Source organism: Kitasatospora putterlickiae, assembly GCF_039527695.1.
Taxonomy (GTDB): Bacteria; Actinomycetota; Actinomycetes; order Streptomycetales; family Streptomycetaceae; genus Kitasatospora; species Kitasatospora putterlickiae.
This window is the reverse complement of sequence record NZ_BAAAKJ010000466.1, coordinates 8,021-21,215: the sequence shown is the minus strand read 5'-3', so window position 1 is coordinate 21,215 and position 13,195 is coordinate 8,021. Positions and strand designations below refer to the sequence as shown.

Here is a 13,195-nt window from a genome sequence, read left to right as displayed (position 1 = left end):
GGCCCGCTCCGCGCCGGGGACCGGCGCCGCCGCCAGCGGCGCGGACTTCGCCAGCGCCGCCCCCGGCCGCCGGCCGAGCAGCACGTACCCGCCGGCGGCGACGGTGCCGACCACCGCGCACGCCCCCCACATCACCCCGCTGCCGGCCCGCTCCAGCAGCACTCCGCCGGCCGCCGGGCCGAGGAACGAGGCGAGCGACCAGGAGAGCGAGTAGACGCCCTGGTAGCGGCCGCGCGCCTCGGCCGGCGACAGCTCGGCGACCAGACCCATCATGGTCGGCGCGTTCAGGATCTCGCCGAGCGTCCAGACCGCCACGGTGAACGCGTAGAACCAGGCCGAGGAGCCGGCCAGCGCGGTCAGCCCGAAGCCCCAGCCGATGAACAGCGCGCTGGCGACCAGCAGCGCCGTCCGGTCCCGACCCTCCATCCACCGGGTGAGCGGGATCTGCAGCACCACGATGAGCAGGCCGTTGAGGCCGATCACCAGGCCGTACTGGGTGGAGCTGATGCCGGCCCGGCCCATGTCCACGGCCAGCGTGGTGGAGCCCTGCTGGGCGACCAGGGCGAGCAGCAGGTTGAGCAGCACCACCGCCATGAAGCGGGCGTCCTGGAACACCGCGAGCAGGCCGATCGCCGGCCGGCCCGGTGCTCCGCCCGGGGCGGCGGCGGGCGTCTCGGGCCTGGTCTCCGGGATGCGCACGAAGATGACCACCGCGCAGACCACCGTGGAGAGCGCGTCCAGCAGGAAGAGCGTGAGGTAGCCGTGGGTGGCGATCAGACCGGCGACCGCCGCGGAGAGGCCGAAGCCGATGTTGATCGCCCAGTAGTTCAGCGCGAAGGCCCGGACCCGGTCCTCGGCGGGCACGATGTCCGCGATGATCGCCGAGGTCGCGGGACGGGTCGCGTTGTTGCAGAAGCCGACCAGGAAGGCGACCACCGCGATGGCCACCTGCCCGTCGCTGAAGCCGAGCAGCGCGGTGAACAGGGCGGTGCCGAGCTGGGCCGCGACCAGGGTCGGCCGCCGCCCGATCCGGTCGGCCAGCACCCCGGCGACGATCGAGGCGATCGCCGAGCCCAGGCCGAACAGCGAGGCGACCAGACCCGCGTAGGAGGCCGAGTAGCCCCGGTCGGTGGTGAGGTAGAGCGCCAGGAACGTGACCACGAACGCGCCCAGCTTGTTGATGAGCGTGCTGGTCCAGAGCCACCAGAACTGGCGCGGGAGCCCGGTCACCGCCTCGGCGACGGCTCTTGAGGCGCGGGCGGACAAGGACGCGTCGGGCATGTGGGGGCTCCCGGTGGCAGGCGGACGTCCGCTGAGCCGCAGGGGCAGGACCGCTCAGCGTGAAGGTAATGGTCTCTCGTGCGGATCAGACCTTACCTGTCGGGCGAGGTCCCCACCAGGGGGTTTTCCGGGCTCCACTAAGCTGGGGCCCATGGCTGACACGACGTACCGACTCATCCTGCTCCGCCACGGTGAGAGCGAGTGGAACCAGAAGAACCTGTTCACCGGTTGGGTCGACGTCGACCTCAACGAGAAGGGCGAGAAGGAGGCCGCGCGCGGTGGCGAGCTGCTCGCCGCCGAGGGCTTCCTCCCGGACGTGCTGCACACCTCGCTGCTGCGCCGTGCGATCCGCACCTCGCAGATCGCCCTGGACAAGGCCGACCGCCACTGGATCCCGGTCAGCCGCAGCTGGCGCCTGAACGAGCGGCACTACGGCGCGCTCCAGGGCAAGGACAAGGCCCAGACCCTGGCCGAGTTCGGCGAGGAGCAGTTCCAGCTCTGGCGCCGCTCGTACGACACCCCGCCGCCGGTGCTGGCCGACGACGCCGAGTACTCGCAGGCCGGCGACGCCCGCTACGCCGAGATCCCGAGCGAGCTGCGTCCGCGCACCGAGTGCCTGAAGGACGTCGTCGAGCGGATGCTGCCGTACTGGTACGACGCCATCGTCCCGGACCTCGCCGCCGGCCGGACCGTCCTGGTGACCGCCCACGGCAACAGCCTGCGCGCGCTGGTCAAGCACCTCGACGGCGTCTCCGACGCCGACATCGCGGGCCTCAACATCCCGACCGGCATCCCGCTGGTCTACGAGCTCGACGCCGACTTCAAGCCGCTCGTCCCGGGTGGCCGCTACCTCGACCCGGAGGCCGCCGCCGCCGCGATCGAGGCGGTCAAGAACCAGGGCAAGAAGTAAGCCACTTGCCGAAACGNNGCCCGTTGTCATTCCCGGGCCGCCTGTGGGCCGTCAGCCTTCGTGATCTTGAACCCCGAAGACCCCTTCGATCGCCTTCCGGGCCCGGTCCCGGCTGTCCGGCAGCAGGTGCGCGTACACCCGCAGCGTCAGCCCCGGATCGGCGTGCCCCAGGTACTCGCTGACGACCTTGATGCTCTCCCCGGCGTCCAGCAGCACCGAGGCGTAGAAGTGCCGCAGCGCGTGCATGCCGTGCTCCCGGGCGGCGGCGTAGGACTCACCCCTGGCCCGGGGCGGGATCACCCCGGCGGCGGCCAGCGCGGGCTTCCAGTGGTCCTCGTTGAGCACGCCGCGCCAGACGATCGACTCCGAGAGGCTGGTGAAGATCAGCCGCTTGGTGACCGGCGGCCCGCCCGTCTTCATCCACGGCAGGGTGATCTCGACCGGCGGGAAGCGCTCGATGTGGGCCCGGAGCACGTCCGCCACCGGGCCGGGGAGTGGCACGCTCCGCAGCGTCCCGCCCTTCGGCGGGGCGAACACCGGCTTGCTGAGGCTGAGCTTGAGCTGCTGGGTGACGTGCACCGTGCCCGCCTCGAAGTCGAGCGCGTCCACGGCCAGGCCGAGGATCTCGCCCTGCCGCAGCCCGCAGCCGGCGCCCACGTCCACGGTGGCCCGGTACCGCTCGGTCATCCCGGCCCGGACGGCGAACACCCGCTCCGGCTGCCACGGGACCACCCGCTTCGACCCGACCACCGGCGGCTTGACCGTCTGCGCCGCGCACGGGTTCCGGGGCAGGTGATCGTCGTCCACGGCCGCGCTCAGCACGGCCCGGACGTTGGAGAAGATAACCCGGGCGTACGAGCCGGAGATGCCGGACGTCTCCAACTGCGCCACGAACTCCCGGATGTGCCCCGGCTGGAACGACCCGAGCGGCCGGGCCCCGATCCGGGGGAACGCGTGCAGCCGGAGCTGCGAGCGCATGGACGCCTGCGTGTTGGGGTCGCTGGTCTGGCTCCGCAGCCAGTGCTCGGCGAACTCCTGGAACGTGGTCTTCGCCGCCGCCGGGTCGAGGTACTGCCCGCGCGACATGTCGGCCTCGATCCGGGCCAGCCACTCCTCCGCCAACCGCTTCTGGCGGTCGGGGAAGCTCTTGCTCTTCTCGGTGCCGTCCGGCGCGACGTAGCGAGCGCGGTACCGCTTGCCGGTGCCGTAGCGGTCGGTGCGGACGCGCCGCGGCTTGCCGTCGGGGCCGTTCTCGGTCTTGTACCAGCGGTCTTGGATGTGGCCGGCCATGGGGCCGCTCCTTGTGGTGGTGGTGACGGTGAGTGGTCGTTGCGGGCGTCTGTGGGCTGTATGGGGCATACGGCTGTGTGGGGCACACAGAGCGGGGTTCGGGGCCGAATCCGGGGTTTGTGTGGCCCTGTATGGCCCATACGGTGTGTGGGTCACACGCCCCACACGGGCAGGTCAGAGGGCTACACAGGCCTGTGTAGGGCTACACGCGGCGTGTGACCCTGTATGGGGCTGCTGTGTGACCCTGTATGGGGCCCATACGGTCACGCTGCGTCGCGATTGAGTGGCCTTCGAGGCGTAGACGGCGGCCCGGACGGGCGGCCCCGGGTGGGCGGCGCGGTCGGACGCCTGCCACCCGGCGGTCGGGCTAGGCGGCGGTCTGGTGGGTCTGGTCGGTGACCCATTGGGCGACGGCGTCGGGGTGGTAGCGCAGGTGCCGGCCGACGCGGAAGCCGGGCGGGCCGGTGTGCTTGCGGCGCCACTGGTAGACGGTCTCCAGCGGGACGCCGAAGAGGGAGGCGATGTCCTCGGGGGTGAGGAATCGGACGGGCAGGGGCACGGGGGCGGGTGGGTTGTCGGGCGGGGTGCGGCGGTTGGCCAAGGTCTCCTCCGGCAGGTGGTGGGGCTGTCGTCTCGCTTGTCATGTGGCTTGTCGCCTACCTGCCTTGTCGCTTGTCTTGTCGCTTGTCGGCCCGCAGGTCGGGAGGGGGTTTCCGGGGTCTGGGGGTGGATCGGCGGGGGTGAAGCGACAAGCGACAAGACAGGTGACAGGTGGGCCGGTGGGTCGGCGGCCGGCTCGGTTTCTGTGGTTGGCCGGTGGCTTCTTCGCGGGGCGACTGCGGCGGGTGTCAGGTCGGACTTCAGGGGTGGTGTCAGGTGCCGTCAGCGGCTGTCTGACACCGCGTTTGCCTAGGGGTTCGGGTGTCAGGGGTGTCAGGTGTCAGGGGGTGTCAGACCGGCTGGCGGTGGTCGGGGTGGAGCCGGGGATGGGCTTTCGGGGTGTCGAGTCGCGGCGCGCGTGTTGTCCGAGGTACGGATTTCTGCGTCACCGCGTCACCTGCGACATACGGGCCTTGTGACCTGGGGTTTTGGGTGACGCGGCGGTCGGTGTCTGCGTCACCCGTGCGTCACGGGCTGCGTCACCGCATGACGCGGGGGATCGAGCGGTGCCCGCGTGTTGTCCGAGGTGCGGATTTCTGCGTCATTGCGTCATCTTCGACATGCGGGCCTGTGACCTGGGCTTTTGCATGACGTAGCGGCCGGGTGCTGCGTCATCGGTGCGTCATGGGCTGCGTCATGGCATGTCGCACATGTCGCAGGATGACGCAGCGGTTTGCGTCTGCGTCATGGTTGTTGGCGCAGGTCAGGGGCTGTTTTCCGGCTCGCATGACGTACATGTCGCAGCGTTCCCCTACTTAGGAAAAAGGAGGGGCTTTTGTCGTTGGGGCGTGGTGACGCAGACCGGGGTCTGCGGGTGACGCGGTGACGCAGCGGTGACGCAGAGGATGCCGTCTGCGTCACCCGTGTTGTCCCTGGTCAGAGGCCCTTCTTCGGCTCTGGGTGACGCGGTGACGCAGAGCTTCCCTTCTTAGGAAAAAAAGGGGGCTGTTCTTGTAGTGGCGTGGCCCTCAGGGCGTAGTGAGGAGCCGCTTCGCGGCACGACCTATGGGCGGCTTCGCCGAACAGCAAGAGGAGCACCCTGCGCCGGGCCTGCTGGTGCTCTTCTTGCTTGTCCGGCGACGACGGCGTCCAGTTTTCTGGACAGGGCGGCCACGCCGGGGGCAAGCGGAGGGGTTGGTCACCTGTGGGGCGTGGCCCAGGGGGACCGCTCGCGGCTGCTGGAGGGAGCTGCGGCGGCGACGTCGGACAGGCCGGCGGGCAGGCCGGTGGCGGCCAGGTAGGCGCGGAAGGCGTCGCGGGGGATGCGGACCTTGCCCCGGCCGTTGCCGACCCGGTAGGAGTCCAGGCGCCCGCTGCGGGTCATGCGCCAGACGGTCTCCTGCGACAGCTTCAGGGCGTAGGCCACCTGGGGCACCGTGAGGTAGTTCGTCGGGTCCGGGAGCGGGGCCGGGTCGGTGGTCGGCTGCTGGATGTTCATGCGGGGTCTCCTCGGTCTGTTGGTGGGGGTCGGGTGAGGGTTCCGTCGAGTGCCTGCCGATGCTCACCGGCGTTCACGGCGTCGCGTTCACCGCTCATGGGCGGGTGGGTTTCGGGTCCGCCGGGCACGGCTTCAACCGCGCGGGCGGCCGTTTCGGCGGCGGGGTGAACGGGGCGGTGAACACCCGGCTGGATGGCGCTCACGTCGCCGCGTTCGCCGCTCACGGGTGGGTCCGTTTCGGGTCCGCCGGCGCCCGTTTCAGCGGTGGTGGCCGGGGCTTCGGGTCCGGGCGGTGACGGTTCGGGGCGCGGGAGTCGGCCCTGTTGTGGCTGGTCACGCCCACTTCTCAGGGGTCGGGAGTCGGGCTGGAATGCGGGGCGTTCACCGGTGAGCGGCCGGGAGGTTCACCGGTGAACGGTCGGACGTTCGCCGCTCCGCAGGTGCCCCTGAAAGTCGGCGGGCCGGGGGTGAAACGGGCCCGCCGGCCAGTCGGGGTGAACGGGTCGCGAGCGCCCGTGAGCGACGGTGAGCGCCCGGGTGTTCACCGCCCCGTGCGCGCCCCTGAAGGTCGGCCGACTGCGGTTGAAACCGGGCCGGTCGGGCGGGCGGGGCGTGCGGGGTGGTGAGCGCTCGTGAACGCCGGTGAGCGCTCACCACCGGCCGGGGGTGTTCACCCCACGGGCGCGGTCTGCGGGGCGGTGACGCCGAAGATGTGGGTGATGGTGGTGCCGAGGCGCACCGCGAAGTCGTGGAGGTTGGAGGCACGGCGGCCGGTGTAGATGTCCATGGCCATCTCGGCGTAGTCCTCGGCCACGTCCACGCCGGTCTGCGCCATGGCGAACCACAGGCACTCGATGACCTTGGACTCGTTGCCGGGCTCCAGGTCCTCGTGCATCAGCAGCACGCTGGGGGTGAAGAGCAGGCGGCCCAGGATCTCCGCGAACGACAGGTGCAGCGTCATCTGCACCGCCACGCGCGGGGCGGTCTCACCGTCGTCCGGGTCGCCGAACACGTCGACCTGGGAGCGGATCGGGCCGACGGCCAGGTGCTGGGTGGCGAGCGAAGCGTGCATGATGGAAGTCCCTTCACTGGGGCATGGAGCGGCGGTTGTCTTGGCGGATTGGCGCCGCTCCATGGCAAGTCCTGGCATCGTCTGCATTGTCCGAACAATGCTGCCGGTGAAGAGGTTGGCACGCTCAGCAAGCGTCGGTCAAGCCCATCGTTCGCATTGACTAGACAATGCGCCGTGAGCTGCTGTTTCATGGTCTGCATGTCAGCGATGCGATCCGGGCGAGCGCCCATGTACCAGCAGATCTCCGACGGGCTGAGGCAGAAGATCGCGGATGGGACGCTCCCGGCCGGCGCGCAGTTGCCGACCGAGGCGGACCTGATCGCGCAGTTCGGCGTGGGTCGAGGAACGGTCCGACAGGCACTCAGCGCGCTGGTCAACGAGGGCCTGGTCGTGCCGATGAGGCCCCGGGGTTACTTCGTCAAGGAACGCCAGCCCATGGTGTTCCGGCCGCAAGCTGAGTTCCGCAAGCGCCCCTACTCGGCCGAGATGGACGCCTTCGTCACGGAGCACTCGGCGGAGGGGCGGAAGCCGCGCCAGCTCATCGAGGTGGCCATCGTGGAGCCCGCGCCGGACATCGCGAAGCGCCTGCACCTGGAGGCCGGAGAGCTTGCCGCGGTGCGTCGGCGAATCCGCTGGCTCGACGGCGAGCCGTTCAACGTGAACGACAGCTACTTCCCGCTGGACATCGTTCGCGACTCCGAGATCATGCGGCCGGAGGACATCACGCGCGGCGCCAACGAGGTGCTGGCGGAGCTGGGCTACCGGCAGGTGCGGGCGCTCGACGAGCTGTACGTGCGGATGCCGACACCCGATGAGGCGCACCGCCTTGAACTGGGACCGGGGAGCCCCGTCGCGTACCACGTCTGCACCGGCTTCACGGCCGACGGCCGGCCGGTGCGCGTCGCGGTGACCGTGCTGCCGGGGGACCGGCACGTCATCTCGTACGAGCGGCAGTGGGAGCAGCCGCAGGACGGTGCCGAATGACCGGGCTGGAAATGCGAGCGGCCACGCCGGACGAACTTCCCCTGGTTGAGGAGTTGCTGACCGGCGCGGGTGCGTGGCTGGCGTCCCTCGGGAGCGACCAGTGGCAGTTTCCCCCGCGCCGGGAACGGCTGCTCGACTCGATGAGCCGGGGGGAGTGCTTTATAGCCTTCCGCGACGGCTCGCCGGTCGGAACGCTGACTGTGGACGACCAGGCGGACCCGGAGTTCTGGCAGGCCGACGACGAGCCGGAGATGGCGCTGTATGTGCACCGGATGGCCACCGCTCGCGCTGCGGCTGGCCAGGCAGTGGGTGCTCAGATGTTGGACTGGGCGGCGGCCCGTGCGGCGGCTGCGGGCAAGGCCAGCCTTCGGCTTGATGCGTGGAAGACGAACCCGGGGCTGCATCGCTACTACCTGGGCCAAGGCTTCATTTTGGTGAGGATCGTTGATCTGCCGCACAGGCAGTCAGGCGCCCTCTTTGAGCGGACCGTAGGTGATCGGCGAGGGACGGCGGAGCTGAAGCGCGACCTGTAACTTTCATGTGATTTGCCTCACTGGACATTTAGCTTTCAAGCGGGGCATTTAGGCAGCTTGGATGCATTTTCCACGGTAGTCTTTGTCTTGGCAGGCCGGGTGACTTCAGGTTGTGTGATAGGGGGGAATTGCCCCAGGTCAGGTGCGGATTCCCTGGCGTGACGCATGGCCTTGGATGCGGTGAACGTCCTCGCCGGGGGAGTGCCGTGTCAGCGTGTTTGGGCGGCTTGCGTCAGCAGGGTGCTGACTGAACATCATGGGGCTTCAAGCAAGAAGCCCACGCGCGTCGCTCAGGGGGTCCAAGCCAAGAGCGATGCGCGTGGGCTGCTGACACCGTGGAGGTATCCCCATGAGTCTGACTCCTAGCCCACGTCCCCTGTCAACTGTCGACCCTGGGCCTTTGGTTGTCGCCGTGATTGTTGTTGTCGTCGTTCTCGCAGTGCCGGCGGGAACGCTACATCAGGCGCTGGTCGACGTGGCTGCTCTCGCCGCCCTACTCTTGGGTGGCGGCCGGGCTGCCGGGCGGGGGCGGCGCTAGCTTCTGGGCCGTCTGTGGGCCGTCCGGTGCTGATCAAGGGTGGCCAACGGTGACAACTGGCGACAGCTCAGCTCCAGGTCAGAGACCCCTGATCAGCCGTGCAAAATCGACAGGCCAAACCCAGGGCAAGAAGTAGGCCGGACCGGCCGTCGAGGGCCCCGCTCCCCGCATGGGGGAGCGGGGCCCTTCGCCGTCAACCCGCTTGGGGCCGCGGTGAGTTCACGGTGTCGCAAAAATGGTTCAGACCATTGACGGGTCCGATGGCGGCTCCTACCGTGTGAGCACCGACCCGGCGCAGGCATGCCAAGCCCCCACGCGCGCGTGTCCGCGCCCGGCGCACTCTCCATCCACCCCCACGGAGGAGCACCATGCGCACACGTCATGCCGTCGGAGCCGTGATCGCCGCCCTCGCGGTGCCGGTCGCGGTCGCCTTCCCGGCGCAGTCGCACGGCTACATCACCACACCGCCCAGCCGGGCCGCGCTCTGCGGCGCGGGCACGGTGACCAACTGCGGCGAGATCCGCTGGGAGCCGCAGAGCGTCGAGGGAGCGAAGGGCTTCCCGACCAGAGGCCCGGCCGACGGCACCATCTGTGCCGGAGGCAACAGCCGGTTCGCCGAGCTGGACGACCCGCGCGGCGGCGCCTGGCCGGCCACCGCCGTCTCGGCGGGCCAGCGGCTGACCTTCACCTGGCGGTTCACCGCCCGGCACGCCACCTCGGGCTTCCGGTACTACCTGACCAAGGCCGGCTACGACGCCACGCAGAAGGTCACCCGGTCCAACCTCGACCTGACCCCGTTCCTGAACGTCCCCTACAACAACACCCAGGTGCCCAGCACGCTCAGCCACACCGCGACCCTGCCGTCCGGGCGGACCGGCCACCACGTGGTCGTCGCGGTCTGGGACGTCGCGGACACCCCCAACGCCTTCTACTCCTGCGCGGACGTGACGTTCTGACGCCCGGAACCACCGCCCGGCGGGTACCCGCCCGGTGGACCCCGCCGGCGATCCGGCGGTGAGGAGACCGGGGTGCGCGGCCGTCTCCCACGGCAGCCGCGCACCCCGGAGCTCCGCGACGGCACCGGGGGGAGGCCGGGCGGACGGACCTCAGTGGCCGCAGCAGCCGCCGTCGACCCCGCCGCACTGGCAGGGCGCTCCGGACTGGCAGCCGCAGCCGCAACCCGGTCCGCAGCCGCAGCCGGCCGCGAGGACGGCCAGCAGCTTCGGGGCGGGCGGTTCGATGGTCTCGGGAGCCGATGCCGGGCCGGTCGGGTTTGCCTTCATCGCGCGGACCCCTCCTTCTGACGGGCACGCCTCGGTGCCCACGGGTTCGAGTGAAACCGCCGACCGGAGGGTGCGTCAACGGGCGCGCAGTGGTGGGGAGTCCGGCTGCTCGTGCTCCCCCACCACCCCGGCCCGGGGTTTACTCACCCCTGGGAAGGAACGCCCCCGAGGACGGGGGAACGCCCCGATGTCACTCCACCTCGGCGGCGGCCTCGGTCGCCGCGACGAACTCCGCCACGTGCTCGCCGGTCACCAGGTACACCACGCGCTTGGCCACCGAGACCGCGTGGTCGGCGAACCGCTCGTAGTAGCGGCCGACCAGCGTGACGTCCACGGCGGTCTCGATGCCGTGGTGCCAGCGCTCGTCGATGAGGTGCGCGAACAGCTCGCGGTGCAGCGCGTCGATCGCGTCGTCGTCCTGCTCCAGCTCCAGCGCCTTGTCGACGTCCTTGGTGGCGATCACCAGGCCGGCCTTGGAGACCAGGCGCTGGGCGAGCTGCCCCAGCTCCAGGACCGTCGAGTGCAGGTCGCGGGGGACGGCCGACTCGGGGTAGCGCAGCCGCGCGACCTTGGCGACGTGCCGGGCGAGGTCGCCGCAGCGCTCCAGGTCGGCGCTCATCCGCAGCGAGGTGACCACGATGCGCAGGTCGGTGGCGACCGGCTGCTGACGGGCGAGCAGGTCGATCGCCCGGTTCTCCAGCTCGTGGTGCAGGTCGTTGATCTTCTCGTCGGCGGCGATCACGCTCTCCGCCAGCGCCAGGTCCGCGTCGAGGAGCGCGGTGGTGGCCCGCCCGAGGGCCGAACCGACCAGCCGGGCCATCTCGACCAGGCTGTCGCCGATCGAGTCGAGTTCCTCGTGGTACGCGTCGCGCATGTTCTCTCCTCAGTAGCTGTGTCGGTGGCGGTGCCGACCGGTCATTCGGTACGACGGTCCGACCGACGCGTGAATGACCGCTGCTGGTGGCGCGCATCGTACGCGCACACCCGGGGCGGCGGGCGGCCCTGCGGTCGCGCCGCCCCTCCCACACGGGCTCCGGCGCCCACTCTGGGCCGTCCGGGCGACCACGCACGACCCGTTCAGTTAATCAACGGCCACCTGAAGGTGAATTCTCGGCAACGCGTGGCCGATCCCTTGATCGAGCCCTTGGGGAGCGCCCGCACCGTGCGCTTAGGCTGACCGTATGGACGTGAACGTGGCCGCCGCCGCTGCCTGCGCCATAGCCGGGCTCGGCGTCGGCCTCACGGCCTCGATCGCCTTCCGTTGGAGCGAGCGCGAGCAGGCCAGGGGCAGGTACGGCGGAACCAACCGGAACCAGGGCCGTACCCAGGGTCGTACCCAGGGACTGGGCCCCGCGCAGGAACCCCCGCTGCCCCCGGGGGTCGACACCGTCCTCTCCGTGCTGCGCTCCTGCGCGATCGTGCTCGGCGAGGCCGACGACGTGGTCAAGGCCAGCTCGGCCGCCTACGCGATGGGCCTGGTGCGCGGCGGCGCGGTCGCCGTCGACCAGCTGCTCGCGCTGGCCCGTTCCACCCGCCGGGACGGCGAGATCCGCCAGCTCGAACTGGAACTGCCCCGCCCCGGTGCGGCGCGCGCCGCCGAACCGCTCGCGGTCTCGGCCCGGGTCGCCCCGCTGGGCTCCCGGCTGGTCCTGGTGCTGGTCGAGGACCAGACCGAGCGCCGCCGGGTGGAGGCCGTCCGCCGCGACTTCGTCGCCAACGTCAGCCATGAGCTCAAGACCCCGGTCGGCGCGCTCTCGCTGCTCTCCGAGGCGGTCGCGGACGCGGCCGACGACCCGGAGGCGGTGCAGCGCTTCGCCGGCCGGATGCAGATCGAGGCGACCAGGCTGGCCAGCCTGGTCCAGGAGATCATCGACCTCTCCCGGGTCCAGGACGACCGGCTGATGGTCGACCCGGAGCCGGTCGCGGTGGACGAGCTGATCGCCGAGGCGATCGACCGCTGCCGCCAGCAGGCCGCCGCCAAGCAGATCCTCATCGCGGCCGGCGGCATCGCCGGCCTCTACCTGCACGGCAACCGCGGCCAGCTCGCCGCCGCGCTCGGCAACCTCGTCGAGAACGCCGTCAACTACAGCCCGCCGCGGACCAGGGTCGCGATCGCCACCCGCCGGATATCCAGCGCCGCCGCGCTGGGCGAGGCCGACGGCGAGCTCATCGAGATCTCGGTGACCGACCAGGGCATCGGCATCTCCGAGAAGGACCGCGAGCGGGTCTTCGAACGCTTCTACCGGGTCGACCCCGCACGCTCCCGGCAGACCGGCGGCACCGGCCTCGGCCTCTCCATCGTCAAGCACGTGGCCGCCTCGCACGGCGGCACCGTGTCGGTGTGGAGCGTCGAGGGCCAGGGCTCCACCTTCACCCTCCGCCTGCCCGCCGGGCAGGCCCCCGTGGACCGGCCCCGTGCGGGGGCGTCCGCGGAATCCCTGTCAGAAACAACTCCCCAGCTTGCCCCGGAGGCCTGATCGTGACCCGAGTACTGGTGGTCGAGGACGAGGAGTCGTTCAGCGACGCCCTCTCGTACATGCTCCGCAAGGAGGGCTTCGAGGTGGCCATCGCCGCCACCGGCCCCGACGCGCTGGAGCAGTTCGAACGCAACGGTGCCGACCTCGTCCTGCTCGACCTGATGCTGCCGGGGCTGCCCGGCACCGAGGTCTGCCGCCAGCTGCGGGTCCGCTCCAACGTGCCGGTGATCATGGTCACCGCCAAGGACAGCGAGATCGACAAGGTGGTCGGTCTGGAGATAGGCGCGGACGACTACGTCACCAAGCCCTACTCCACCCGTGAGCTGGTCGCCCGGATCCGCGCGGTGCTGCGCCGCCGCGGCGAGAACGAGGGCCCCGGCGACGGCGGCGGCCCCGGCGCCCTGGAGGCCGGGCCGGTCCGGATGGACGTCGACCGGCACGTGGTGACCGTGGACGGCGCCAAGGTCGACCTGCCGCTCAAGGAGTTCGACCTGCTGGAGATGCTGCTGCGCAACGCCGGCCGGGTGCTCACCCGGATGCAGCTGATCGACCGGGTCTGGGGCGCGGACTACGTCGGCGACACCAAGACGCTGGACGTCCACGTCAAGCGGCTGCGGGCGAAGATCGAGCCGGACCCGGGCGCGCCGCGCTACCTGGTCACGGTGCGCGGCCTCGGCTACAAGTTCGAGCCGTAGGCCGAACGAACGCGGAACGCCCCTCCGGCCGGTG

The 13,195-nt window shown here is 70.7% G+C and carries 13 protein-coding genes; 6 read left to right on the top strand and 7 right to left on the bottom strand.

Features of this window, described 5'->3' with window-relative positions; genetic code table 11:
- The coding region (locus tag ABD308_RS37095; protein ID WP_344344983.1) for an MDR family MFS transporter at nt 1-1,281 on the bottom strand (1,281 nt) is incomplete at its 3' end.
- A 151-nt stretch (nt 1,282-1,432) separates the two neighbouring features.
- Here ABD308_RS37095 and ABD308_RS37090 point away from each other — a divergent pair.
- Nucleotides 1,433-2,191, top strand: a complete 759-nt coding sequence (locus ABD308_RS37090) for a phosphoglyceromutase (protein WP_344344981.1) — start codon at nt 1,433-1,435, stop codon at nt 2,189-2,191.
- Nucleotides 2,192-2,242: 51 nt separating this feature from the next.
- On the opposite strand, the gene ABD308_RS37085 is transcribed toward ABD308_RS37090, so the two are convergent.
- From ABD308_RS37085 to ABD308_RS37070, 4 genes are all read right to left on the bottom strand, one after another.
- Nucleotides 2,243-3,481, bottom strand: coding sequence for a tyrosine-type recombinase/integrase (locus tag ABD308_RS37085; RefSeq protein WP_344344979.1), 1,239 nt, complete (start codon nt 3,479-3,481; stop codon nt 2,243-2,245).
- A gap of 367 nt (nt 3,482-3,848) precedes the next feature.
- Nucleotides 3,849-4,082, bottom strand: coding sequence for a helix-turn-helix domain-containing protein (locus ABD308_RS37080; RefSeq protein WP_344344977.1), 234 nt, complete (start codon nt 4,080-4,082; stop codon nt 3,849-3,851).
- A 1,197-nt stretch (nt 4,083-5,279) separates the two neighbouring features.
- Nucleotides 5,280-5,579 carry a helix-turn-helix domain-containing protein gene (locus ABD308_RS37075; RefSeq protein ID WP_344344975.1) on the bottom strand — a complete coding sequence of 100 codons (300 nt, stop codon included), beginning with the start codon at nt 5,577-5,579 and terminating at the stop codon, nt 5,280-5,282.
- A gap of 670 nt (nt 5,580-6,249) precedes the next feature.
- The gene (locus ABD308_RS37070; protein WP_344344973.1) at nt 6,250-6,651 is read right to left on the bottom strand and encodes a hypothetical protein; all 402 of its coding nucleotides are present in this window, start codon (nt 6,649-6,651) and stop codon (nt 6,250-6,252) included.
- 228 nt (nt 6,652-6,879) lie between these two features.
- Between ABD308_RS37070 and ABD308_RS37065 the strand changes: the two genes are divergently transcribed.
- From ABD308_RS37065 to ABD308_RS37055, 3 genes are all read left to right on the top strand, one after another.
- Nucleotides 6,880-7,635: a GntR family transcriptional regulator gene (locus ABD308_RS37065; RefSeq protein ID WP_344344971.1), complete on the top strand. Its 756-nt coding sequence runs from the start codon at nt 6,880-6,882 to the stop codon at nt 7,633-7,635.
- Nucleotides 7,632-8,168 carry a GNAT family N-acetyltransferase gene (locus ABD308_RS37060; RefSeq protein ID WP_344344969.1) on the top strand — a complete coding sequence of 179 codons (537 nt, stop codon included), beginning with the start codon at nt 7,632-7,634 and terminating at the stop codon, nt 8,166-8,168. The genes ABD308_RS37065 and ABD308_RS37060 overlap by 4 nt, the downstream gene beginning before the upstream one ends.
- 906 nt (nt 8,169-9,074) lie before the next feature.
- Nucleotides 9,075-9,662 (top strand): lytic polysaccharide monooxygenase, encoded by a 588-nt coding sequence (locus tag ABD308_RS37055; RefSeq protein ID WP_344344967.1) that lies wholly within the window; start codon nt 9,075-9,077, stop codon nt 9,660-9,662.
- Nucleotides 9,663-9,812: 150 nt separating this feature from the next.
- On the opposite strand, the gene ABD308_RS37050 is transcribed toward ABD308_RS37055, so the two are convergent.
- Nucleotides 9,813-9,989 carry a hypothetical protein gene (locus tag ABD308_RS37050; protein WP_344344965.1) on the bottom strand — a complete coding sequence of 59 codons (177 nt, stop codon included), beginning with the start codon at nt 9,987-9,989 and terminating at the stop codon, nt 9,813-9,815.
- 190 nt (nt 9,990-10,179) lie between these two features.
- On the bottom strand, nt 10,180-10,863 hold the full coding sequence (gene phoU / locus ABD308_RS37045; protein WP_344344963.1) for a phosphate signaling complex protein PhoU: 684 nt from the start codon (nt 10,861-10,863) through the stop codon (nt 10,180-10,182).
- Between the two features lie 307 nt (nt 10,864-11,170).
- Between phoU and phoR the strand changes: the two genes are divergently transcribed.
- Together phoR and phoP are read left to right on the top strand one after the other, a co-directional pair.
- Nucleotides 11,171-12,466, top strand: coding sequence for a two-component system sensor histidine kinase PhoR (phoR, locus tag ABD308_RS37040; RefSeq protein ID WP_344344961.1), 1,296 nt, complete (start codon nt 11,171-11,173; stop codon nt 12,464-12,466).
- Nucleotides 12,467-12,468: 2 nt separating this feature from the next.
- Nucleotides 12,469-13,161: a two-component system response regulator PhoP gene (phoP, locus tag ABD308_RS37035; protein WP_030305055.1), complete on the top strand. Its 693-nt coding sequence runs from the start codon at nt 12,469-12,471 to the stop codon at nt 13,159-13,161.
- The last annotated feature ends 34 nt before the right edge of the window (nt 13,162-13,195 follow it).